Source organism: Thioclava sp. DLFJ4-1 (assembly GCF_002020145.1).
Taxonomy (GTDB): Bacteria; Pseudomonadota; Alphaproteobacteria; order Rhodobacterales; family Rhodobacteraceae; genus Thioclava; species Thioclava sediminum.
Map to the genome: position 1 here is coordinate 192,804 of NZ_MPZT01000004.1, position 21,602 is coordinate 214,405.

Consider the following 21,602-nt stretch of genomic DNA (forward strand, 5'->3'; position numbering starts at 1 on the left):
GATCAGATAGGCCGTGAGCGGGGCGCGGCAATCGGTTTCGTCACGCTGCTTGCTCCAGCCGTGAGAGCGCCCATTGCGCGGCCTCGGCCACCACTGGATCGGGATCGTCCAGATGCGGGCGCGCAGCCTCGGCCAAACCCGGATCGCCAGAGTTTCCAATCGCATAGAGCACATTGCGCAGGAAGCGGTCGCGGCCGATCCGCTTGATCGGCGAGCCCGCGAACCGCGCCCGGAACCCGGCATCGTCGAGTGCGGCCAATTCCGCCAGAGGCGGCGCGCCGACGCCGCCGTGATAGCGCGCCTCACGCGCCTCGGCGGCGAACTTGTTCCACGGGCAAACGGCCAGACAATCGTCGCAGCCATAGATGCGGTTGCCCATCTTGGCGCGCAGCTCCTCATCGATCGGCCCCTTATGCTCGATCGTCAGATAGGAGATGCAGCGTCGCGCATCGAGTTGGTAGGGCGCGGGAAAGGCCTCGGTCGGGCAGATGTCGAGGCAGGCCGTGCAAGACCCGCAATGACTGATCTCCGGCGCGTCGGGCGGCAGCTCCACCGTGGTGAAGATCGCGCCGAGGAAGAACCAGCTGCCCAGATCGCGCGCCAGAAGGTTCGTGTGCTTGCCCTGCCAGCCCAGCCCCGAGGCCTCGCCCAAGGGCTTTTCCATCACCGGGGCGGTGTCGACGAAGACCTTGATCTCCTCACCTTCGGGCGCCTGATCGAGCAACCAGCGTCCGACGCGTTTGAGCCGCTTCTTCACCAGATCATGGTAGTCCTTGCCCTGCGCATAGGCCGAGATCACCCCGTGATCGCGCGCTTTCAGCAGGTCCAGCGGGTCGTATTCGGGCGTGTAGGTCTCGGCCAGCATCACGACCGAGCGCGCCTCGGACCACAGCGCTGTGGGATCGCCGCGCCAGCCCATGCGCTCTTCCATCCAGCCCATCTGGCCATGCATGCCCGCGCCCACGAAGGCGGCCAGCCGCTCGGCGGCCTGCGGGATCGCGTCAGGCGTGGTGATGCGCGCCTTCGAGAAACCCTCGGCAAGGGCCGTCTCGATCAACCGCGCTTTCAACTCCGCACTCATGGCTTCGCCTTGGTCCAAATATCCCGGGGGGCCGCGCCGCAGGCCGGCGGGGGCAGAGCCCCCTCGGCGCGTGACGAATGCGGCCCGATCGCACCGTCGCCGTATCCTTTCGAAGCCGGGCGGGCAAGACAAGGGGCGGGGCAGCACGCGTCAGGTGGCGAAATGCGCCTCCGCGTAAGCCGCCACCGCGCGGGCTGCGTCGGCAAGCGGCGCGCTCAGCGCGACATATCCGTCGGGCCGCACCAGCACCGCCGCGCCGTCGCGGCCGAAGACTTGCGTGAATTCCTCCGCGTGATCGGGCGCAGGGCGCAGTTTCAGGCTTTTGGCAAAAGGGCTTTCCGGGGCGGGGCCATCCCCCGCGCAGAGCAGGACGAAGCCCGACGGATCGACCAGATCCTGCGCGCGGGCCGGATGCCATGCCCCATCGCGCGCCACCTCCAAGAGCGGGTCGGGAAGCCGCGCACCCGGTGCGATGGTGCCGCGCGCATGCGGGCCGTCGGCGAGCGGCCCGCCCTCATAGCCGATCGCGATCTGGCCCATCCGGGCCGCGACTTTCTCCTGCACGAGGTCGCGGCTGCCGAGATAGGGGCTGATATGGTCGATCAGCATCCGGCGCACCGGCGAGGTCGAAGCCATATTGGCGGTCAGCGCCTCGGTCCCGTGCAACAGGTCGCGTATCACCGGCAGGCGCTCGGCCTCGTAGCTGTCGAGCAGGTTTTCGGGTGCCGTGCCCTCGATCACCCGCGCGAGTTTCCAGCCGAGGTTCATCATGTCCTGCATGCCGGTGTTCATTCCCTGACCACCTGCGGGCGAGTGGATATGCGCGGCATCGCCGCCCAGCAGGAAGCGCCCCACGCGCAGCGTCCCGACCATCCGGCTGTTGATCGCGAAGCGCGAAGACCACGTCAGGTCATGCAGCGTCGCAGGCAGATGGGCGCGGGCGTCGAAGACCTGCTGCAGCGTTTCAAGGTCGGGCTGTTCGCTGTCCGCAACATCCGAGGCGATCAGACGGAAACGTCTGCCACCTAAGGGGAACATGCCCAGAAAGCCCTCGCCGGAGGAAAAGATATGCAGTTCCTCGGGGGCCATCGCGCCGCTGACCATCTGGTCGCCGAGTACGAAACCCTGACCCACGGATTTTCCCTCGAAGGGCAGATTGAGCGTGCGGCGGATCAGGCTATGCGCCCCGCCGCTGGCGATCACCCAATCGGGGCGCAGCTCTTCGAGCGTGCCGCCGGGGCCGCGCAGCACCGCTATGGGGCCCGCCTGCGCATCATGGCCCTCGCGGGCGATCGCGACGAGTTCGGTGTTCCACTCCGTCTCGACGCCAAGGGCCGCGCAGGCCTCGCGCAGCACGGTCTCGGTTTCGACCTGTGAGACGAAGAGGATATAGGGGAAGCGGCTCTCGAGATGGGCGAAGTCGAGCCGGAAGAGCGGGGCGCCCTCGCCATAGAACTGCGCGATCCGGGTCTGCACGCCGCGCGCGACAAGGGCGTCCGCCAGACCGCGCTGCGCCAGCATCTCCAGCGTGCGGGCCTGAACCGCGATCGCGCGCGAGGTGGTGGCGGGGCTTGCAGATTTCTCGATCAGGCGGACGGGCACGCCCTGGCGGGCCAGTTCGTAAGCGGCGGTGAGACCGGTCGGGCCGGCCCCCACGATCAGCACGGGATGGGGCATGGCAGTCCTCGCTTTGCAGTCCGGGCCAAGCTCTGGATCGGCTTGGGCCTGTCCCTGAGGTAGCGAAGCGAATGATTAAATCAATTGTTTGAATTTTGCGAGACGCGCACCTTTGCGTGAGCCAGCACCGTGCCGCGCCAAATGACTGCGCCGCCCGCTGGGGCGGACGGCGCAGTGTAAGAATGGCGAGTTTGGGTAGGACGCGCGCGGCGCTTAGAAATCCAGCTCCGCATATTGCGACGCGGGCGGCATGCCGGGCAGCTGATCGGCCAGAAGCGAGCGGAAGGCCGGGCGCGACTTGATTTTCGCATACCAGTCCTTCACGGCCTCCTGCCGGTTCCAGTCGACGTCGGAAATGTAATCGAGGCAGCTCAGATGCGCGGCCGCCGAGAAATCCGCGAGCGTCATCACGTCGCCCGCAAGCCAGCGCCGCTGTTCCAGCAGCCAGCCCATGTAATCGAGGTGATACTTGATCGCCGTAAGGCCCGCCTTCACCGTCTTGCTGTCCGGATAACCTTCCTTGCGGACCTTCTTCCAGACCCGCTCGCCCATGATCCGCGCGGTGACCTCGGCGTTGAACTTGTCGTCGAACCACGCACACAGGCGGCGCACCTCGTAGCGCGCGGCCGGATCGCGCGGCATCAGCGGCGCGTCGGTATGGGTCTCGTCGATATATTCGCAGATCGCCTGACTTTCGGCCATCATCATGCCGTCCATCTTGAGAACCGGGACCTTGCCCGCCGGGTTGCGGCGCAGGAAATCGGGCTGCTGTTCCCAGTAGCGTTCCTCGACGAGTTCGACCTCGAGTTTCTTCTCGGCCAGCGTGAGGCGGACCTTGCGGCAGAACGGGGAGAGGGCGACATGGTAGAGGCGGATCATCGGGGCGACGCTCGCAATTCTCGTTGGGGGATTTGAGAAACTGATAACGGCGGGCGCGGGCGGGTTCAATGGCGACAATCCCGCCGATGGCGCTCCCTTGCCGGAAGGTGATCGGGACGGCACAGGTCAGATGCCTCCGGCGGGGATATTTTTGCCAAGTCGAAGGGGCGCCGGGACTAGGCTTTCGGTTTGGGTTTACGCTTTGGTTTGGGGGCGGGCAGGGCGGTCTCGATCACGCTCAGAAGGCCCACGAGCCACTCCGTGTCTTCCCAGAGGTCCGGGTCGATCTGCCAGTGATCCTTGGCGCGCGGATGGGGTTTGCCTGCGACGGGCGCGTGGCCGCTGTCTTCAAGGTAGCGCGTGGCCTCGGGCAATTGGCGCACGAACAGCGTGTCGTCGCACAGAAGAGCCACCGTCTTGCCGCCCATATAGACCGCGTATTCGCCGAACATCGGCCGGGTCGCGATCCGGTCGCCGAGACAGTCGCGCAGCAGCGCCTCCGTCTCGGGTCGGGTGCCCATCAGAAACTTTTGCGGGCGCGCAGCGCCGCCTGGATCGTGCCGTCATCGAGATAGTCCAGCTCGCCGCCGATCGGCACGCCTTGGGCAAGGCTGGTCACTGCGATGCCGCGCCCTTCGAGCGCCTCGGCGATGTAATGCGCGGTGGTCTGGCCCTCGACGGTGGCGTTGAGGGCGAGGATCACCTCGGTGATGCCTTCCTCGGTGGCGCGTTCGAGAAGGTCGGGGATGCGCAGGTCTTCCGGGCCGATCGCATCGAGCGCAGACAGCGTGCCGCCAAGGACGTGGTAGCGGCCCTTGAAGGCGTGGCCGCGCTCCATCGCCCAGAGATCGGCGACATCCTCGATCACGCAGATCTCGCCGGTGGCGCGTTTGGGGTCTTCGCAGATGTCGCAGATCGGCGCGGTCGAGATATTGCCGCAGCGGCTACATTCGCGCGCGGTGCGGGCCACTTGCGCCATCGCCTCGGCCAAGGGGCCCATCAGCTGCGCGCGTTTCGAGATCAGATGCAGCACCGCGCGCCGGGCGGAGCGGGGACCAAGCCCCGGCAGCCGCGCCATCAGGGCGATCAGCGCCTCTATCTCGTCGCGCGCGCCGCTCATCGGATCAGACCGGCAGGTCCATGTTCTCGGGCAGACCGAGTTCGCGCAGAAGGCGTTTCTGCTCTTCCTGCTCGCGGAACTTGGCCTTTTCCTGCGTGTCCTTGATCGCGGCGAGGATCAGGTCTTCGACGACTTCCTTTTCGGAGGCCTGCAGGATCGAGGGATCGATGGAGAGCCCGGTCAATTCGCCCTTCGCGGTGGCGCGGGCCTGCACGAGACCGGCCCCGGCCTCGCCGGTGACGACGATGGATTTGAGCTCTTCCTGGAGCTCGCCCATCTTCTCCTGCATTTCCTTGGCGGCCTTCATCATCTTGGCCATGTCGCCCATGGCGCCCAATCCCTTGAACATCGCTTTCTCCGTCACGTTTGGCTTGAGTGAGAGATACGCATCGCTGCGCGAAGGGACAAGGGACAAGGCGGGAAAACGGCGCGGCAGGGCGGCGCGTGCGATCGCGCGGGGCCGCCCTTGGCGTGGCTCAGCCTTCCTCGAAGGGGTCCCATTCGTCTTCGACCTCGGCCAGGGCCTCGGCCTCGATCGCGGCGGTGTCTTCCTCGGGCAGGATTTCGATCTTCGCGCCGGGGAAGCGGGCGAAGATCTCCGCCACCAGCGGGTTCTTCATCGCCTCGGCTTCGGCCTTCGCCATTTCCTCGGCCTTCACCTCGGCAATCGTGGGCGCGCCGCCTTCGGAGACGACCGAGACGCCCCAGCGCGCGCCGGTCCAGCCTTGCAGCCGTGCCGAGAGCGTCGCGGCGAGATCGCGCGAGGCCCGCGGGGTCGGTTCGAATTCGATCCGGCCGGGGCGGTAATTCACGAGACGCAGATTGCTCTCGACCTCCAGCAGCAGGGTCATGTCGCGCATCCGGGCGATCAGGTCGACAACGTCGTCGAAGCTCGCGAAACGGGCGAGCGCGTCGGCCATCGGATCGTGCTGCGGGGCAGGGGCCGCGGCGGCGACCGCGCCGCCACCGGCACGCCGGGCGCGCAGCGTCGCGCCATGGACCGGCCCGGTCGAGGGCGCGGGACCCCGGCCTGCGGCTTGCGTGTTCGTGCTGCCCTGCTGGATCTTCTTGATGAGCGTTTCCGGGTCGGGCAGGTCGGCCACATGGGTCATGCGGATCACGGCCATTTCGGTCGCCATCATCGCATTGGGCGCGCTCGCGACTTCTTCGAGCGCTTTGAGCAGCATCTGCCAGAGCCGCGAGAGCACCCGCATCGGCAGGGCGGCCGCCATTTCCTGACCGCGATTGCGCTCCTCGGGCGGAACGGTCGGGTCTTCGGCGGCTTCGGGCGTGACCTTGATGACGGAGACCCAATGGGTGATCTCGGCCAGATCGCGCATGATCGCCATCGGATCGGCGCCATCGGCATATTGTGCGGCAAGTTCGGTCAATGCCTCTGCCGCCTGACCGTGCAGGATCATGTCGAAGAGATCGAGGACGCGGGCGCGGTCGGCCAGACCCAGCATCGCGCGGACCTGTTCGGCGGTGGTCTCGCCTGCGCCATGCGCGATTGCCTGATCGAGCAGCGAAGTCGCATCACGGGCGGACCCTTCGGCGGCGCGGGTGATCAGCGCGAGCGCGTCATCGGCGATCTCGGCGCCTTCCGCATCGGCGATCCGGCGCAGCAGCGCGATCATTTCCTCCGGCTCGATCCGGCGCAGGTCGAAGCGCTGGCAGCGCGAGAGCACGGTGACTGGGACCTTGCGGATTTCGGTGGTGGCGAAGATGAACTTCACATGGGCGGGCGGTTCCTCGAGCGTCTTCAGGAGCGCGTTGAAAGCGCTCGTCGACAGCATGTGAACCTCATCGATGATGTAGACCTTGTAGCGCGCCGAGGCCGCCCGGTAATGCACGCTCTCGATGATCTCGCGGATATCGCCCACACCGGTGCGCGAGGCGGCGTCCATTTCCATCACGTCGACATGGCGGCCTTCCATGATCGCGCGGCAATGTTCGCACTCGCCACACGGGTCGGTCGTGGGGGTGCCGTTGCCGTCGGGGCCGATGCAGTTGAGCCCTTTGGCGATGATCCGCGCCGTGGTGGTTTTCCCGGTGCCGCGAATCCCCGTCATGATGAAAGCCTGCGCGATCCGGTCGGCCGCGAAGGCGTTCTTCAGCGTGCGCACCATTGGCGCCTGTCCGATCAGGTCGGCAAAGGTCTCGGGACGGTACTTGCGGGCGAGAACCTGATATTGGGTGTCGGTCATCGAAGCTCCGGTGTCATAGGCAGCCGTCAGACTAGGCCCCCGGGGCGTCGGCGTCCACCCGGCTCATTCCCATTCCATCTGGCTGAACACCGCCTGCGCGTTGCGTTTGGCGAGCGTGTCGAAATCCTCGAGATATTCGAACTGCGACTGGTCGACATTGACCGAACCGATGATGTCGCCGCCCTCGTCGATATAATCCGCCATCTGGCTGCGCAGATTGGTCAGGTAATCATAGGTGTCTTTCGTCGCGGTCGCGAGATCGGTGGCGGGGCCGTGGCCCGGAACGACATGGGCGGGCTCATAGGCGGCCATCGCCTCGAAGGCCTCGACCCAGCCGATTGACGAGGACATGTCGAGCACGCCGAGGATGCGGCCCACGAAGACGATATCGCCGGTGAACATCACCTTCTCCGCGGGCAGCCAGACGAAGCTGTCGCCGGGTGTGTGGGCGGGGTCGGGATGGGAGATCTCGATCTCGCGCCCGCCGAGGGTGAGCGTGTAGCTCTCGTCGAAGGTCGTATCGGCATAGACGGGTTCGGTGCCCGCGAGCGCCTCATTGCCCACCAGCGCATCCAGCATCGTCAGCTCCAGCGACGCGCGGGCCTTCTGGTCGGCGAGCGCATCCTCTGAGGTGATGATCTCGGCACCATGCTCTTTCCAATAGCCATTGCCGAGCCAGCGGTGATCCTGCCCGCCGGTGTCGATCACGTATTTCACCGGCTGATCGGTCAGCGTGCCGATCACTTCGTCGAGTGCCGCCGCCCCCTTATAGGTGCCGCCCGCATCGACGAGCACCGCGCCCTCATCCGTGACGATCAGCCCGAAGGTCGCGTTATTGCCGAGATTCTCGGCATCGCGCTGCCCGAAAGGGCCCTCGATCGCGTAGGTGTTCGGTGCGACTTCGACGGTTTTGAGCGTGCCCGCGAAGAGCGGCACAGGCAGAATGGCCAGAGTGGCCAGAGCGAAACGAAACATGGTGAACCTCCCTTTTGACGGGAAGATTAACGCGACGACGTCATCTCACAACCGGGCATGGTGACGCGGCGGTAAAACAGAAGCGAGCTTGTAGGGGATAGGGTGAGAGGCTGGACAGCGACCCAAGCGGGGCTCGTTGCGGCTGCTTCCTTCCGGACCTGACCGGGTTGGCGAGGCGCTCGCCCGCGCCAACCTCTCGAGGGGCGATATAGGAAACCCGGATCAGATTCGCAAGCGTTGTGCAGGAAGAGGTTGAAGGAGAGGGGGCGCTGCCCCCTCGGCGCGTCCGCGCCTCACCCCCGGGATATTTCAGCCAAGCCGAAAATGGGCCGATTTGTGCGGTCGAGCGGCCCGGCTTTACTCAGGCTGGAAGCCGTGGATCAGCTGGCGCAGGCCGATCAGACCGCCGATCACGATGGAGGCCAGCGTGACCGGTGCGGAGAAGGAGAGCACAGCCATCGCGCTCACCCCCTGGCCGATCGAGCAGCCGACCGCGATCGTGCCGCCGATCCCCATCAGGGCCGCGCCGCTGACCTGACGGCCCAGTTCGCGCGGGTCTTCGCAGGCTTCCCATTTGAAGAGGCCGCGAATGGCCGAGCCGAGGAAGGCCCCGCCCAGCACGCCCGCGACGAGACCCACGGAGAAGGTGAGCCCGCCTGCCGTGGAGGTCATGAAATAGAGGATCGTGCGCCCGAGCGGGGCGGTGAAGGACGGCGCTTCTACGCCGGTTTCGCCCATGCTCTCGGCGAAGAGATAGGAGGTGCCGACGTAACACCAGACCACTGCGAGACCCGCGGCCACGCCCCAGGCGAGGCGGCGTTTGTCGGCGCGCAGCGGCTGATAGCTCAGCGCCCAGGCAAGGAAGCCGGCGGCGACGGGCAGGGCGAAGACCAAGGGCGGAAGCCCGGTCCGCGCCGAGAGCCAATGCGCGATGCCTTGCGGGGTGTCGGCGGCCTGCTGGTCAAAGATCAGAAGGCGCAGATGGGCGAGGGGGCCGGACAGCGTCACGAAGGCGAAGATGCCCATCACCACGACCACGACCATCGCGCGCAGATCGCCGCCGCCGAAGCGCACCAGCGCTCCGAAGCCGCAATTGCCGGCGAGTGCCATGCCATAGCCGAAGACGAGCCCGCCGACGATAGAGGCGAGCGGCGACCATTTGATCGTGTGATAGAAGCTGCGGGTGATGTCGGCATAGCCCAGGGCTTCGGCCACGAAGGCGCCGGTGATCGCCACGCCCAGCACGATCCCCCAGAGACGCAGGCGCCTCTGGTCGTCGCCATAGGCCGCGCTCTCCAGCGCACCGAGGGTGCAGAAATCGCCCAGGCGCGCAGCGAGGCCGAGAATGATGCCGCCGATCGCCCCGACCATGGCTGCCAAGGCACCCATCGGAATCTGTTCCATTGCCCTTCTCCCTCCCGGATCACCCAGTGTCCGGTCTCATGGCTCACCGGCGTCAGTCGGTGGCGCAGAACATGTCGTAAATCGTCTCGACGAGGCGACGCGCACGCGGATCCGAGAGCGTGTAGTAGATCGCCTTGCCTTCGCGGCGTGCGCTGACGAGCCCCTCGAGACGCAGCCGCGCCAATTGCTGGCTCACCGCGGCCTGGCGCGATTCCAGCAGGTTTTCCAGCTCGGTCACCGATTTCTCGCCCGAACTCAGATGGCACAGAATCATCAGCCGCCCCTCATGGGCGAGCGCCTTCATGAGGTTGGAGGCGTCTTGCGCGCGATCGAGTAGCTCTTCTGCATCCATGCGGGAACACCTCGACTCGGCCGTGGCAGAGGCAAGCTTTTCGGCATGACCGTCAGGCACCAGATGCCGCACCGCATCGTCCTTCCTTGGAAGCCGCACAGAGTGCGACCGTATTGATCGAATGACTCAGGCTTTAGCATGTCGATTCGCTGGAACAAAGCCCGAGAGCGCAAAAACCCGCCAAAAGCGAGACAAAAGCGCGCAGGTCAAACCTCAGTTCGATGGGGCCTGATACGTCGCGCCATTCTTTTTCAGGGCCTGATCGAGCAGGCCCCAGAAGAAATCTTCGCTCGCATAGCCTTCGATGCGGGCGACTTCGACCCCGTCTTGCAGCAGGATGAAGGTCGGTGTGAAAAGCGGTTTGCCCCCGGTGATGGTGATGTCCTCGGGGAAGGGTTTGTGCAGATCGACTCGCTGCAGAGGGGCCGTCTTGCCCTCGGGAGTCTTCGGATAGATCGGCGCGAGGTCGTTGTTCCACATCCGGCAATAGATGCAGCCGACCTGCTCGACCATCAAAAGCCGGAACTCGCTGTCGGCTATCGCCTCGCTGGTCTCGGCCTCGGAGGTGGCGGCGACCGTCGTGTCGGCGGCTTGCGATGCGGTCTCGGCGCGCGCGACAACGCCCGTCGCGCCCAGCGTGACCGCCAGCGCCGCGGTGATGGAAATCGTATGCCACACAATGCGGAACATTGACGGACCCCTTTTTACATATAAAGATCGTAATGTGTTTGACGGGCCCCTTCAAGGACGGTTGGGAGACCGAGGCCATATAGGCTAGGGCGCGTCACGAGGGAGGAAACAGTGCCGATCGATATTACCTATGGCGGGGCGTTTTTTGCTGGCCTGCTGTCTTTTCTGACGCCGTGCATTCTGCCGATGGTGCCGTTCTACCTGTCCTACATGGCCGGGCTGTCGATGTCCGAGCTGCGTGGCGACGGCAAGATCGCCCCGGGCGCGCAGGCGCGCATGGTCGCGTCTTCGGTGGCCTTCGCGCTGGGCGTGACCACGATCTTCGTGCTGATGGGAATGGGGGCGACCGCGCTGGGGGCTGCATTCCGCGAATGGATGGGGCCGCTGAGCTGGGTGGCCGCGGCGATCCTGCTGGTTTTCGGTCTGCATTTCCTCGGCGTGATCCGCATCCCGTTCCTCTATCGCGAGGCTCGGATGGAGGCGAAGGCCGATCCTACGACCTTCCTCGGTGCCTATGTGATGGGGCTCGCCTTCGGCTTCGGCTGGACGCCCTGTGTCGGCCCCGCGCTTGCGGCGATCCTGATGGTGGCGTCGGGCATGGGCGATATCTCCAAGGGCGGGTTGCTGCTCTTTGCCTATGGGATCGGGATGACCTTGCCCTTCATCATCGCGGCCTTCTTCACGCGGCCTTTCCTCGCCTTCATGGCGAAGCACCGTGCCAAGCTCGGCTATGTGGAGAAGGCGATGGGGGTTATGCTGATCCTGTTCGCGGTTCTCATCGTGACCGGGGGGCTGCGCTACATTGGTGAGTTTCTGATCGACGTCATGCCGAGTGGGAGTCTCGGCTGACGGTCTGTTTCTAGGGAGGACGATCATGCGTCATTTTCTGACTGCCGCTTTCACCACCGCGATGCTGGCCCTGCCGGTCCATGCGGCCGAGCTGGGCGATGACGGGCTGCACAAGGAGCCGTGGTTCCACGACACGTTCAAGGACATGTCGGACGATCTTGCGACTGCCAATGACGAGGGCAAGCGCTTCATGGTCATCTGGGAGCAGCGTGGCTGCATCTACTGCAAGAAGATGCATGAAGAGGTCTTCTCCGACCCCGAGATCGCGAAATACATTACCGATAACTACTACGTGGTGCAGATGAACCTCTTCGGCGATGTCGAAGTGACCGATTTCGACGGCGAGGCTTTGCCCGAAAAAGAGATGGCGATGAAGTGGGGCGTGATGTTCACGCCGACCATGATGTTCTTCCCCGAAGAGGCCTCCGACCAGCCCGCCAACAAACAAGCTGTCGCGCAGATGCCGGGGGCTTTCGGGAAGGGCACGACGATGGCGTTGCTCGAGTGGGTAAAGACTCACGGCTATGAGAGCGGGCAGAACTTTCAGAAGTACGTTGCCGAGAAAGTTATGGCGAAGTGAGCGCTCTCTTGGCGATTCTGACAGAGTCGTGATCGCTTGCTTGCCAGTGCAGCATTCGTGCTGCACCCGCGAATGTTTCTGATTTTGCTAAAAAAATCTTGGGTATACGGCTGTATGCTTCGATATATCCGAGTGAACATATTGGAAAATATGCGGTTTTTTGAATTTATCCATTGCACCACTGTAGCGCGCTCGCTTAAAAGTGAGTCAGGGAGAGAATTTGGGAGGACTTCTATGAAACGCCACGTTGCGTGGGCCGCAATGGCCGTCACCTTCGCAGCCAGCGCCGCGATCGCAGAAACCGCGCCGATGGATGTCAAATTCACCGATGTGGGCGCGGTGGCCGAGTCGCTGACCGGCCAGCCGGGCGATGCAGCTAAAGGCGCAGAAGTCGCGGCGACCAAGTCGCTGGGCAACTGCGTGGCCTGCCATAAGGTCTCGGCGCTCGACGCGTCGTTCCAAGGCAATGTCGGCCCGGAGCTGAACGGCGCCGCCGACCGCTGGGACGAGTCGCAGCTGCGCGGCATCGTCGTCGATGCCAAGCACACGTTCGAAGGCACGGTAATGCCGGCGATGTATAAGACCGGCCCCTTCATTCGCCCCGGCGACGGGTACACCGGCAAGGCTGCGCCTGCCGATCTGCCGCCGATTTTGAATGCACAACAGGTTGAGGATGTGGTCGCTTTCTTGATGACCCTCAAGGAAGAGTGACCCTCTGAACGACAAACCCGAGAGGAGAAGATACAACATGACCATGACCAGACGTGACGCGCTGGCGCTGGCGATGGGCGGCGTTGCCGCTTCCATGCTGCCGCTGCCCGCGCTGGCCGATGCCGGTGCCGACGCCATCGCCAAGTTCACCGGCGGCGCCGACGCCGCAATGGGTGACGGCGTCACCCTGACCGCGCCGGAAATCGCCGAGAACGGGAACACCGTTCCGATCTCCGTGGATGCGCCCGGCGCAACCGAGATCGCGGTCTTCGCGACCGGCAACCCGACGCCCGACGTCGTGACCTTCAAGTTCGGTCCGTTGGCTGGCTCGCAGATGGCTTCGACCCGCATTCGCCTCTCGAAGACCCAGGACGTGATCGCTGTCGCCAAGATGGCTGACGGCAGCTTCGTCCAGGCGAAATCGACCGTGAAGGTCACCATCGGCGGCTGCGGCGGCTAAATTCGGTATCTGAGGAGACAAGACCATGAAAGGCGTGAGACCCCGCGTAAAAGTGCCGAAAAAAGCTTCGGCCGGTGACACGATCACCATCAAAACCCTGATCTCGCACCCGATGGAATCGGGTCAGCGCAAGGATAAAGACGGCAACGTCATCCCGCGCGAGATCATCAATCGCTTCACCTGCGACTTCAACGGTGAGAACGTCGTCGACGTGACCCTCGAGCCGGCGATCTCGACGAACCCCTACATCGAATTCGAGGCGAAAGTCCCGGAATCGGGTGAGTTCAAGTTCACCTGGTACGATGATGACGGCTCGACCTACGAAGACAGCCAGAAGATCGAAGTGAGCTGATCGGCCGAATGGCTAGCGGCGCGTGAGGGAGCGCGCCGCCTCACCAAGAACAGAGAACCGCGCCTGTTTGGGGAGATCGATGGGCGCGGGGCACACCCAGGGAGGACACAGAATATGACGTTGCGCACCAGCCGCACCATCCTAGCCGCCACTGCAGCCTTCGCGCTCAGCACCGCGGCGCTGCACGCCGAAATGGCTGACGACGAACTCGTCATCAACGGCGACACCCCGATCACGGTGAAGGCGCCCGCCGCCGATCACCTCGAAGGGCACCTCGACGAGGTCTATTCCGGCTGGCTCTTCCGCACGGACGAGACCCGCGCGATGGAACAGGACGACTTCGACAACCCGATCATGATCTTCGCCGAGCAAGGCCAGGAAACCTGGTCGACCGCTGACGGCTCCGAGGGCAAGTCCTGCGCGGATTGCCACGGCGACATCAGCGAAGGCATGAAAGGCGTCCGCGCCTCGATGCCGAAGGTGAACGAAGCCGGCAAGCTGTGGTCGATGGAAGATTACATCAACGATTGCCGCACCAACCGCATGGGCGCCGAAGCCTGGGGCTGGGACAGCACTCCGATGCACAACATGACCACCGCGATCGCGGTCGAGTCGCGTGGTATGCCCGTCAGCGTCAAGATCGACGGCGACGCCCAGCCTTTCTGGGAGAAGGGCAAGGAGATGTACTACACCCGCTACGGCCAGCTCGAACTGTCCTGCGCGTCGTGCCACGAAGAGAACTACGGCAACTACATCCGCGCTGACCACCTCAGCCAAGGCCAGATTCAGGGCTTCCCGGTATACCGTCTGAAGAACGCGGGCGTGGTTTCGATCCACAACCGCTTCAAAGGCTGTATCCGCGACACGCGCGCGGAAACCTACAGCCCCGGTTCGGACGAGTTCCGCAATCTTGAGCTCTACGTCGCCTCGCGCGGCCTGGGTCTCGACATCGAGGGCGGCGGCGTCCGTCCCTGACCTTTGACTTGATGCGCGGGGCAGGGGCCTCCCTGTCCCGCGCATTTCGTTTCAACATATTCAAAATTTCATATCTGTCTGAATTTGTTTGTCAATTTACCCGAATGAAACGACCGCCGGGCGCACGGGCCCGGTGAGAAGAAGGAGACACATCGCATGATTTCCCGGCGGGAATTTCTTCAGGCGAGCTTGGCCGCCTCGACTATCCTCGGTGCTTCGGGCCTGTCGCGCTGGTCGCGCGCCATGGCGCAGCAGTCGCTGACTCAGGACCAGCTCCTGCAGTTCGAGCCGCTGGGCAACGTCACGCTGATCCACATCACCGACATCCACGCGCAAGCGATGCCGATCTATTTCCGCGAGCCGGAAATCAACCTCGGCGTGGGCGAGGCCAAGGGCCGTCCGCCGCATGTCACCGGCGCGGATTTCCTCAAGATGTTCAACATCGAGCCGAACACGCCTGACGCCTACGCGCTGACCTACGAGAACTTCACCGATCTCGCGAAGTCCTACGGCAAAATGGGCGGCATGGACCGCGTGGCGACGATCGTGAAAGCGATCAAGGCCGAGCGTCCCGAAGCGCTGCTGCTCGATGGCGGCGACACCTGGCATGGCTCGATGGTCGCGCTGAAGACCAAGGGCCAGAACATGGTCGACGTCATGAACACGCTCGGCGTCGAGGCGATGACCTCGCATTGGGAATGGACCTATGGTCAGGACCGCGTGAACGAGATCGTCGACGGCCTTCCCTTCCCCTTCCTCGGCGCGAACATCTTCGACGCGGAGTGGGACGAGCCCGCCTACGAGCCCTACAAGATCTTCGAGCGCAACGGCACGCAGATCGCGGTCATCGGTCAGGCCTTCCCCTACATGCCGATCGCGAACCCCGGCTGGATGTTCCCCGACTACTCCTTCGGCATCCGCGAAGAGCGTATGCAGGCGGTGGTCGACGAGGTCCGCGAAAGGGGCGTCGATCTGGTCGTCTGCCTGTCGCATAACGGCTTCGACGTGGACCACAAGATGGCGAGCCGCGTGAAGGGCATCGACGTGATCCTCACCGGTCACACCCATGACGCCATTCCGGAGCCGGTCCTCGTGGGCGAGACGATCCTGATTGCCTCGGGGTCGAACGGCAAATTCGTCTCCCGCGTCGATCTCGACGTGCGCGACGGCAAGATGATGGGCTTCCGCCACAAGCTGATCCCGATCTTCTCGGACGTGATCGAGCCCGACAAAGAGATGACCGACGTCATCATGGGCCATCGCGAGCCCTACAAGGCCGAGCTCGAGGAAGTCGTGGGCGAAACCAACTCGCTGCTCTACCGCCGCGGCAACTTCAACGGCACCTGGGACGACCTGATCTGCGAAGCGATGCTGTCCGAGCAGGACGCCGAGATCGCGATGAGCCCGGGCGTGCGCTGGGGGCCGTCGCTGATCCCGGGGCAGAAGATCACCATGGAAGACGTGCTCAACGCCACTTCGATGACCTATGGCGAGAACTATCGCACCGAGATGACGGGCGAGCTGATCAAGACCATTCTCGAAGACGTGGCCGACAACATCTTCAACACCGACCCCTACTACCAGCAGGGCGGGGACATGGTTCGTGTGGGTGGCATGGGCTACCACATCGACGTTTCGAAGCCGATCGGCGAGCGGATTTCCAACATGACGCTCCTGAAGGACGGCTCCGATATCGACCCGGCACGCAACTACGTCGTGACGGGCTGGGCCTCGGTCAACGAAGGCACCGAAGGGCCGCAGATCTGGGACGTGATCGCCGATCACCTGCGCAAGATCAAAACCGTTGACTTGAAACCGAATGACTCGGTGGTCGTGACCGGCATTTAAGCCGGTCCCGCCCGTCGATGATTGCGCCCCGCAGGGGGTTAGAGACTGGAGGAAAACACATGGACGACAAGGAACGCCAGGGCAACCCGGCCACCAATGCCGCCCTCAGCCGCCGCGGGTTCCTCCGCGCAGGGGCTGCGGTCGGTGCGATGGCCGCAGGTGCTGGTGCCGCGCGCGCGCAAACGCAACCCGATCCGTTGATCACCGAAGTTCAGCCTTGGGCTTCGGGCTGGGGCGACGGGGTCGATGCAACCCCCTATGGCCTGCCGATCGAATTCGAAGATGACGTCATCCGCCGCAACGTCGGCTGGCTGACGGCGGACACGATTTCGTCGATCAACTTCACGCCGATCCACGCCCTCGACGGCACGATCACCCCCACCGGCTGCGCTTTCGAGCGTCACCACTCGGGCGCGATCGAGCTGAAGAAGGAAGACTATCGCCTGATGATCAACGGCCTCGTCGATAAGCCGCTGGTCTTCACCTACGAGGATCTGGAGCGTTTCCCGCGTGAGAACCGCACCTACTTCCTCGAATGCGCCGCGAACTCGGGCATGGAATGGGCTGGTGCACAGCTCAACGGTGCGCAGTTCACCCAGGGCATGATCCACAATATGCAATATTCGGGCATCCCGCTGCGGACGCTGCTCGAAGAAGCGGGGATCACCAATCTCGGCGACCAGATCAAGGACAAGTGGGTCTATGCCGAAGGCGCCGATGCGTCCTCGAACGGCCGCTCGATCCCGCTGGAGAAAGCGCTCGACGACTGTCTCGTGGCCATCAAGGCCAACGGCGAGGCGCTGCGCAAGGAGCACGGCTATCCGGTGCGCCTCGTGGTTCCGGGCTGGGAAGGCAACATGTGGGTGAAGTGGCTCCGTCGCCTCGAAGTCACCGACGAGGCCGTGCAGTCGCGCGAAGAAACCTCGAAATACACCGACACGCTCGCCGATGGCACGTCGCGCAAGTGGACCTGGGTCATGGACGCCAAATCGGTCGTCACCTCGCCCAGCCCGCAGATGCCGATCAAGCACGGCAAGGGCCCGCTGGTCATCACCGGCATGGCCTGGTCGGGTCGCGGTCACATCACCAAGGTCGACGTGTCGATCGATGGCGGTGCGAACTGGCAGGAAGCCCGTCTGGCCGAGCCGGGCACCGACAAGGCGGTCTCGCGCTTCTACCTCGAGATCGACTGGGACGGTTCGGAGATGCTCCTTCAGTCCCGCGCTACCGATTCCACCGGCTACGTTCAGCCGACCAAGGACGCGCTCCGCGCGATCCGTGGCGAGAATTCGGTCTATCACAACAACGGTATCCAGACCTGGTGGGTCAAGGAAAACGGGGAGTCCGAGAATGTCGAAGTGTCGTCGTAATCTGCTGCTGGCCACGTTTCTGGCCGCTCCGCTCGTCGCGACGCCCGCTCTGGCCGAGAAATACGGTCTGGGGCGCGAAGCGCTGCCCGAGGAAATCAACGCCTGGACCGTCGAGGTCTTCCCCGATGGCAAGAACCTTCCAGAAGGGTCGGGTTCGGTTGCCGATGGCGAGAAAATCTTCGGCGACAATTGCGCGGCGTGTCACGGCGACTTCGCCGAGGGCGTCGACAACTGGCCGAAACTGGCCGGGGGCGATGGAACGCTGGCCGACAAGGACCCGGTGAAAACCGTCGGTTCCTACTGGCCGTACCTGTCCACCGTCTGGGACTATGCGCACCGCTCGATGCCGTTCGGCAACGCGCAGACGCTGACCGTCGACGAGACCTACGCCATCGTCGCCTACATCCTCTACTCGAACTATCTCGTGGACGACGATTTCGTCCTCACGAAGGATAACTTCCTCGACGTGGAGATGCCGAACGCCGATGGGTTCATCGTGGATAACCGCGATGAGGTCGAAGTGCCGAAGTTCTCGGAAGCCGCTTGCATGAGCGACTGTAAGACCGACGTGCAGATCACCAAGAAGGCGACCATTCTCGACGTGACCCCCGATGAGGGCAACGGCGAGGACACGGCGGCTGCCGATACTGCGGCGGAAACCGACACGGCCCAAAGCGATACGGCCCAAACCGACACTGCCGAAGCTCCGGCGCAGGACGCTCCGGCGGCTGCGGAGGAAGCCAAGGCAGAGGCCGCACCGGCGGAAAGCCTCTCGGCTGACCCGGAGCTGGTCGCAGCTGGCGAGAAGGTCTTCAAGAAGTGTAAGGCCTGCCACCAGGTCGGCGACGGCGCGAAGAACCGTGTCGGTCCCGTGCTCAACGGGCTGATCGGGCGCCAGGCCGGGACGGTCGACGGCTTCAAATACTCGAGCGCGATGACCCAGCACGGCGAGGACGGTCTGGTCTGGACCGAGCAAACCGTCGAGGAGTATCTCGCCGACCCGAAGGGCTACATTCCGAAGAACCGGATGTCCTTCGCCGGTCTGAAAGACCCCGAAGACGTCAAGGCGGTGCTCGCCTATATCGAGAGCCAAGGTGGCTAATACCCTCCCCGGGCGGGGGCTTCGGTCCCCGCTCACTTAAACCGACAGGGGCCTTCCGCCTGATCGTGTTTCGACGCCCGCGCTCCCCGCGGGCGTCTTTTTATTTGGTTCTGCCTTTGGCTTGTCTTCCCCCGGCGGGGTTGCAGCCCGCCGCTCCCCGGGGATACTTGCACCAAACCACGGGGGGCAGGAATGGATCTGGAAGCACGCGCGCGCGAATTGTTCGACATCGGGGTGAAGACGGCCGACCCGGCAGCGGGGGTGACCCGCGCGATGGGCTGGGCGATGGACAACCCGCCGGGACCGGGCGGGCGCTGGCAGGTGATCGCGCTCGGCAAGGCGGCGCTAGCGATGACTGCGGCGGCGCTGGACGCGCTGCCCGAAGAGGCGCAGGCGCTGGTTGTCACCAACCCCGAGAATGCCGAAGCGGCGCCCCCGCGCGCGGGCGTTACGCTGATCGCGGGCGACCACCCCGTGCCGGGAGACGGCAGCGAGCGGGCAGGGCGCGCGATCCTGGAATGCCTGCAGGGCTGTGGGCCGGAGGATCGCGTTCTGGCGCTGATTTCCGGCGGTGGCTCCGCGCTGGCCGTCGCGCCCGCCGAGGGCTTGAGCCTGTCGGACAAGGCCGAGGTCAGCCGTCTGCTGCTCGGCTGCGGGGCGGATATCACGCAGATGAATCTGATCCGCCAGCAGCTTTCCCAGCTCAAGGGCGGCGGCTGGCTGCTTGCCAGCGCGGCCCCCGTGACCGGCCTGATCCTGTCCGATGTGCCGGGCGACGATCTGCGCGTGATTGCCTCGGGGCCTACGGTCGAGCCGATCGGCACGCGGGCCGAGGCGGCGCAGATTTGTCGTGATCTCGGGATCTGGGAGGCTTTGCCCGCCCCTGTGCAGGCGCATCTCGAAGCCTTGGGCGCAGAGCCCGCTTTGCCCGCCGCCCGCAACCGTCTGATCGGGGCGAACGGGCTGTCGGTCGCGGCGATGGTCTCGGCTGGAGCCGAGGCGGCGCCCTTCGCGCTCGACGGGGACGTGGCCGATCTCGCGCCGCAGATCGTGGCTCTGCTGCGCGATATGCCCGCAGGCGCTTTGGTCATGGGCGGTGAGACTACCGTGACGATCAAGGGTGACGGCCGCGGCGGGCGCAATCAGGAGCTCGCTCTGCGCGTGGCTTGCGCGGCGGAGGCGGCCGGGGTCGAGGGCGCGTGGCGCTTCCTCTCGGGCGGCACCGATGGCCGTGACGGGCCGACGGATGCGGCGGGCGGTCTGGTGGGGCCGGAGACCTGCGCGGCGGCGCGGGCGGCTGGCGTCGATTGCGACGCGGCGCTTGCGCGCAATGACAGCTATCACGTCCTGCAGGCGGCCGATGCGCTGCTGATGACGGGGGCGACCGGCACGAATGTGGCCGATCTCGCGGTTCTGGTGAAAGGCTAGCTTAGCCGCGCTCTGCTTCGGCAGAGCGCATCATCGGGCGCAGGCGGAGATAGGCTTCGCGAATGGCGGCGACGGTGATGATCGCGAGAGCGAGGGTGTCGAAAGCAACCATGCGTGTTTTCCTCGTAACGAAGCCTGAGTGGCGCGGCCTGAGCGGCGGGCGCCCTCGGAGCCTCGGCAAAGATTGAGGCGCAAAAAAGGCAGGATCACGACGATTGCGGGCCGGGCCCGCTCAGCGTTCGAGGATCAGCGTGCCGCGCGCGAATTCCACCTTCGCGAAGCGGGTGAGATAAGTCATGCCCAGAAGCGAAGTGTCCATCGAACCGCGATTGACCACGGCGCGCAGGTTGCTGTCGTGGATCGGCCCCAGATCGAAGCGCTCCAGCCGTACCGGCGCGGTCGCGACGATGCCATTGGCGGTGCGCGCCTGCCCGATATAGGCGAGATCGGAGGTGTTGATGCCCGCGCGCTCGGCGGCGCGCTGGGTCAGCACGATCTGGCTCGCGCCGGTATCGACGACGAAGCGGATCGGCGTGCCGTTGACCTCTGCGGTGAGGTAGTAATGCCCGTCGGCCGCTTGCGGAACCTCGATCCGGCCATCGCGCATCACCGCCTGATCGGGAATCGAGACCTGCCGCTGGATGTCGGTCCAAAGCCCGACCGCGGCGAGCGTGCCGAGAAAGATCAGCCCCCAGATCGCGGCCTGTTGCATGGTGCGACCGGGGCGGCGGCGGATCTCCAGCACGAAATACCCGCCCACGGCGACGAGCAGGAGGCTCAGATAGACCAGCCGTCCCCAGTTTTCGCTGATGATCGTCTCCACCATGATCCTCGTTACCCCTACCGATCTCTTTCAGATAGGTCCGCTCAGGTGACTTTCCCAGAGGGCGGATTGCCTCAGCCGGTCGGGACGCTGCCCATCAGCCCCGCACCGTGCAGCCCGTCGAGGATGAACTGGATCGCCAGCGCGGCCAGCAGCATCCCCAGAAGCCGGGTGACGACCATCGTGCCGGTGCGCCCCAGCGCGCGCTCGATCGGCGTGGCGAGCAAGAACATCACGAGGACGCAGCCCAGCACCAGAAGCATCATGGCGATGATCGCCACGACATGCAGCCAGTCGCCGCCCTCGCGCCCTGCCAGCAGGATCATCGTGGCCATCGCGCCGGGCCCGGCCAGCAGCGGCGTCGCCAGCGGGAAGACGGACGGATCGGTTTCGGGGTCGGCCTCGTGCTCCTCGCCTTGCGCCTCGCGGCGCTTGGTGCGGCGTTCGAACAGCATGTCGAGCGCGGTGAGGAACAGAAGGACCCCGCCCGCGATGCGGAAGGCGGGCATGGAGATGCCAATCCCGGCAAGGATCTTGTCGCCGAAGATACCGAACAGCGTCAGCAGCACGGCGGCGATGATGAGCGCGCGGAAGGCGATGCGCAGACGCGCGCGGTGGCTTTCGCCCAGCGTCAGCGCGATGAAGACCGGGGCCAGACCGATTGGATCGATGATGACGAAAAGCGTCACGAAAGCAGTGATGTATTCGGCACCGATCAC

The 21,602-nt window shown here is 64.8% G+C and carries 23 protein-coding genes and 1 other RNA gene; 10 read left to right on the top strand and 14 right to left on the bottom strand.

The window, feature by feature from the left end; translation table 11 throughout:
* Nucleotides 1–40: 40 nt before the first annotated feature.
* From queG to BMI85_RS21810, 12 genes are all read right to left on the bottom strand, one after another.
* The gene (gene queG, locus BMI85_RS13880) at nt 41–1,081 is read right to left on the bottom strand and encodes a tRNA epoxyqueuosine(34) reductase QueG (protein WP_078601702.1); all 1,041 of its coding nucleotides are present in this window, start codon (nt 1,079–1,081) and stop codon (nt 41–43) included.
* 150 nt (nt 1,082–1,231) lie between these two features.
* Nucleotides 1,232–2,758, bottom strand: coding sequence for an FAD-dependent oxidoreductase (locus BMI85_RS13885; protein WP_078601703.1), 1,527 nt, complete (start codon nt 2,756–2,758; stop codon nt 1,232–1,234).
* A gap of 213 nt (nt 2,759–2,971) precedes the next feature.
* Nucleotides 2,972–3,637 carry a glutathione S-transferase family protein gene (locus BMI85_RS13890; protein WP_078542813.1) on the bottom strand — a complete coding sequence of 222 codons (666 nt, stop codon included), beginning with the start codon at nt 3,635–3,637 and terminating at the stop codon, nt 2,972–2,974.
* Nucleotides 3,638–3,813: 176 nt separating this feature from the next.
* Nucleotides 3,814–4,158, bottom strand: a complete 345-nt coding sequence (locus tag BMI85_RS13895) for a TfoX/Sxy family protein (RefSeq protein WP_078601704.1) — start codon at nt 4,156–4,158, stop codon at nt 3,814–3,816.
* Nucleotides 4,158–4,757, bottom strand: a complete 600-nt coding sequence (gene recR / locus BMI85_RS13900) for a recombination mediator RecR (RefSeq protein ID WP_078601705.1) — start codon at nt 4,755–4,757, stop codon at nt 4,158–4,160. Before recR ends, BMI85_RS13895 begins: the two co-directional genes overlap by 1 nt.
* 4 nt (nt 4,758–4,761) lie before the next feature.
* Entirely contained in the window at nt 4,762–5,106 is a 345-nt protein-coding gene (locus BMI85_RS13905; protein WP_078520159.1) for a YbaB/EbfC family nucleoid-associated protein, read from the bottom strand.
* Between the two features lie 127 nt (nt 5,107–5,233).
* A complete protein-coding gene (locus tag BMI85_RS13910; RefSeq protein WP_348638979.1) occupies nt 5,234–6,994 on the bottom strand; it encodes a DNA polymerase III subunit gamma/tau in 1,761 nt (586 codons plus the stop codon).
* 33 nt (nt 6,995–7,027) lie between these two features.
* Nucleotides 7,028–7,939: an MBL fold metallo-hydrolase gene (locus BMI85_RS13915; RefSeq protein WP_078601707.1), complete on the bottom strand. Its 912-nt coding sequence runs from the start codon at nt 7,937–7,939 to the stop codon at nt 7,028–7,030.
* A 101-nt stretch (nt 7,940–8,040) separates the two neighbouring features.
* Nucleotides 8,041–8,137: signal recognition particle sRNA small type (ffs, locus tag BMI85_RS13920), an RNA gene on the bottom strand.
* Nucleotides 8,138–8,296: 159 nt separating this feature from the next.
* Nucleotides 8,297–9,343 (bottom strand): YeeE/YedE family protein, encoded by a 1,047-nt coding sequence (locus BMI85_RS13925; RefSeq protein ID WP_078601708.1) that lies wholly within the window; start codon nt 9,341–9,343, stop codon nt 8,297–8,299.
* Nucleotides 9,344–9,395: 52 nt separating this feature from the next.
* Nucleotides 9,396–9,695, bottom strand: coding sequence for a metalloregulator ArsR/SmtB family transcription factor (locus BMI85_RS13930; protein ID WP_078520155.1), 300 nt, complete (start codon nt 9,693–9,695; stop codon nt 9,396–9,398).
* Between the two features lie 213 nt (nt 9,696–9,908).
* Nucleotides 9,909–10,385 (bottom strand): hypothetical protein, encoded by a 477-nt coding sequence (locus BMI85_RS21810; RefSeq protein WP_348638978.1) that lies wholly within the window; start codon nt 10,383–10,385, stop codon nt 9,909–9,911.
* Nucleotides 10,386–10,496: 111 nt separating this feature from the next.
* Here BMI85_RS21810 and BMI85_RS13940 point away from each other — a divergent pair, with 111 nt between their 5' ends.
* The 10 genes from BMI85_RS13940 (at nt 10,497) to BMI85_RS13985 (ending at nt 20,060) form a co-directional block, all read left to right on the top strand.
* Entirely contained in the window at nt 10,497–11,234 is a 738-nt protein-coding gene (locus BMI85_RS13940; RefSeq protein WP_246832564.1) for a cytochrome c biogenesis protein CcdA, read from the top strand.
* A gap of 25 nt (nt 11,235–11,259) precedes the next feature.
* A complete protein-coding gene (locus BMI85_RS13945) occupies nt 11,260–11,814 on the top strand; it encodes a thioredoxin family protein (RefSeq protein WP_078601709.1) in 555 nt (184 codons plus the stop codon).
* Between the two features lie 234 nt (nt 11,815–12,048).
* Nucleotides 12,049–12,525, top strand: a complete 477-nt coding sequence (gene soxX / locus BMI85_RS13950) for a sulfur oxidation c-type cytochrome SoxX (RefSeq protein ID WP_078520153.1) — start codon at nt 12,049–12,051, stop codon at nt 12,523–12,525.
* A 37-nt stretch (nt 12,526–12,562) separates the two neighbouring features.
* Nucleotides 12,563–12,985: a thiosulfate oxidation carrier protein SoxY gene (gene soxY / locus BMI85_RS13955; RefSeq protein WP_078520152.1), complete on the top strand. Its 423-nt coding sequence runs from the start codon at nt 12,563–12,565 to the stop codon at nt 12,983–12,985.
* A 25-nt stretch (nt 12,986–13,010) separates the two neighbouring features.
* On the top strand, nt 13,011–13,337 hold the full coding sequence (gene soxZ / locus BMI85_RS13960; protein ID WP_078520151.1) for a thiosulfate oxidation carrier complex protein SoxZ: 327 nt from the start codon (nt 13,011–13,013) through the stop codon (nt 13,335–13,337).
* Between the two features lie 114 nt (nt 13,338–13,451).
* The gene (gene soxA / locus BMI85_RS13965; RefSeq protein ID WP_078520150.1) at nt 13,452–14,312 is read left to right on the top strand and encodes a sulfur oxidation c-type cytochrome SoxA; all 861 of its coding nucleotides are present in this window, start codon (nt 13,452–13,454) and stop codon (nt 14,310–14,312) included.
* Nucleotides 14,313–14,468: 156 nt separating this feature from the next.
* Nucleotides 14,469–16,160, top strand: a complete 1,692-nt coding sequence (soxB, locus tag BMI85_RS13970) for a thiosulfohydrolase SoxB (RefSeq protein ID WP_078601710.1) — start codon at nt 14,469–14,471, stop codon at nt 16,158–16,160.
* A 59-nt stretch (nt 16,161–16,219) separates the two neighbouring features.
* Nucleotides 16,220–17,530, top strand: coding sequence for a sulfite dehydrogenase (gene soxC, locus BMI85_RS13975; protein WP_078520148.1), 1,311 nt, complete (start codon nt 16,220–16,222; stop codon nt 17,528–17,530).
* The gene (locus BMI85_RS13980) at nt 17,511–18,632 is read left to right on the top strand and encodes a c-type cytochrome (RefSeq protein ID WP_078601711.1); all 1,122 of its coding nucleotides are present in this window, start codon (nt 17,511–17,513) and stop codon (nt 18,630–18,632) included. Before soxC ends, BMI85_RS13980 begins: the two co-directional genes overlap by 20 nt.
* A gap of 192 nt (nt 18,633–18,824) precedes the next feature.
* Nucleotides 18,825–20,060: a DUF4147 domain-containing protein gene (locus BMI85_RS13985; protein WP_078601712.1), complete on the top strand. Its 1,236-nt coding sequence runs from the start codon at nt 18,825–18,827 to the stop codon at nt 20,058–20,060.
* 232 nt (nt 20,061–20,292) lie between these two features.
* Here BMI85_RS13985 and BMI85_RS13990 read toward each other — a convergent pair whose 3' ends face one another.
* On the bottom strand, nt 20,293–20,886 hold the full coding sequence (locus BMI85_RS13990) for a TIGR02281 family clan AA aspartic protease (protein WP_078601713.1): 594 nt from the start codon (nt 20,884–20,886) through the stop codon (nt 20,293–20,295).
* 71 nt (nt 20,887–20,957) lie between these two features.
* Nucleotides 20,958–21,602: a MarC family protein gene (locus BMI85_RS13995; RefSeq protein WP_078601714.1), complete on the bottom strand. Its 645-nt coding sequence runs from the start codon at nt 21,600–21,602 to the stop codon at nt 20,958–20,960.

Excerpts from the sequence above, each read along its gene's own strand:
- queG (WP_078601702.1), bottom strand. The coding sequence starts at position 1,081 with ATGAGTGCGGAGTTGAAAGCGCGGTTGATCGAGACGGCCCTTGCCGAG.
- BMI85_RS13885 (WP_078601703.1), bottom strand. The coding sequence starts at position 2,758 with ATGCCCCATCCCGTGCTGATCGTGGGGGCCGGCCCGACCGGTCTCACC.
- BMI85_RS13890 (WP_078542813.1), bottom strand. The coding sequence starts at position 3,637 with ATGATCCGCCTCTACCATGTCGCCCTCTCCCCGTTCTGCCGCAAGGTC.
- BMI85_RS13895 (WP_078601704.1), bottom strand. The coding sequence starts at position 4,158 with ATGGGCACCCGACCCGAGACGGAGGCGCTGCTGCGCGACTGTCTCGGC.
- recR (WP_078601705.1), bottom strand. The coding sequence starts at position 4,757 with ATGAGCGGCGCGCGCGACGAGATAGAGGCGCTGATCGCCCTGATGGCG.
- BMI85_RS13905 (WP_078520159.1), bottom strand. The coding sequence starts at position 5,106 with ATGTTCAAGGGATTGGGCGCCATGGGCGACATGGCCAAGATGATGAAG.
- BMI85_RS13915 (WP_078601707.1), bottom strand. The coding sequence starts at position 7,939 with ATGTTTCGTTTCGCTCTGGCCACTCTGGCCATTCTGCCTGTGCCGCTC.
- BMI85_RS13925 (WP_078601708.1), bottom strand. The coding sequence starts at position 9,343 with ATGGAACAGATTCCGATGGGTGCCTTGGCAGCCATGGTCGGGGCGATC.
- BMI85_RS13930 (WP_078520155.1), bottom strand. The coding sequence starts at position 9,695 with ATGGATGCAGAAGAGCTACTCGATCGCGCGCAAGACGCCTCCAACCTC.
- BMI85_RS21810 (WP_348638978.1), bottom strand. The coding sequence starts at position 10,385 with ATGTTCCGCATTGTGTGGCATACGATTTCCATCACCGCGGCGCTGGCG.
- BMI85_RS13945 (WP_078601709.1), top strand. The coding sequence starts at position 11,260 with ATGCGTCATTTTCTGACTGCCGCTTTCACCACCGCGATGCTGGCCCTG.
- soxX (WP_078520153.1), top strand. The coding sequence starts at position 12,049 with ATGAAACGCCACGTTGCGTGGGCCGCAATGGCCGTCACCTTCGCAGCC.
- soxY (WP_078520152.1), top strand. The coding sequence starts at position 12,563 with ATGACCATGACCAGACGTGACGCGCTGGCGCTGGCGATGGGCGGCGTT.
- soxZ (WP_078520151.1), top strand. The coding sequence starts at position 13,011 with ATGAAAGGCGTGAGACCCCGCGTAAAAGTGCCGAAAAAAGCTTCGGCC.
- soxA (WP_078520150.1), top strand. The coding sequence starts at position 13,452 with ATGACGTTGCGCACCAGCCGCACCATCCTAGCCGCCACTGCAGCCTTC.
- soxB (WP_078601710.1), top strand. The coding sequence starts at position 14,469 with ATGATTTCCCGGCGGGAATTTCTTCAGGCGAGCTTGGCCGCCTCGACT.
- soxC (WP_078520148.1), top strand. The coding sequence starts at position 16,220 with ATGGACGACAAGGAACGCCAGGGCAACCCGGCCACCAATGCCGCCCTC.
- BMI85_RS13980 (WP_078601711.1), top strand. The coding sequence starts at position 17,511 with ATGTCGAAGTGTCGTCGTAATCTGCTGCTGGCCACGTTTCTGGCCGCT.
- BMI85_RS13985 (WP_078601712.1), top strand. The coding sequence starts at position 18,825 with ATGGATCTGGAAGCACGCGCGCGCGAATTGTTCGACATCGGGGTGAAG.
- BMI85_RS13990 (WP_078601713.1), bottom strand. The coding sequence starts at position 20,886 with ATGGTGGAGACGATCATCAGCGAAAACTGGGGACGGCTGGTCTATCTG.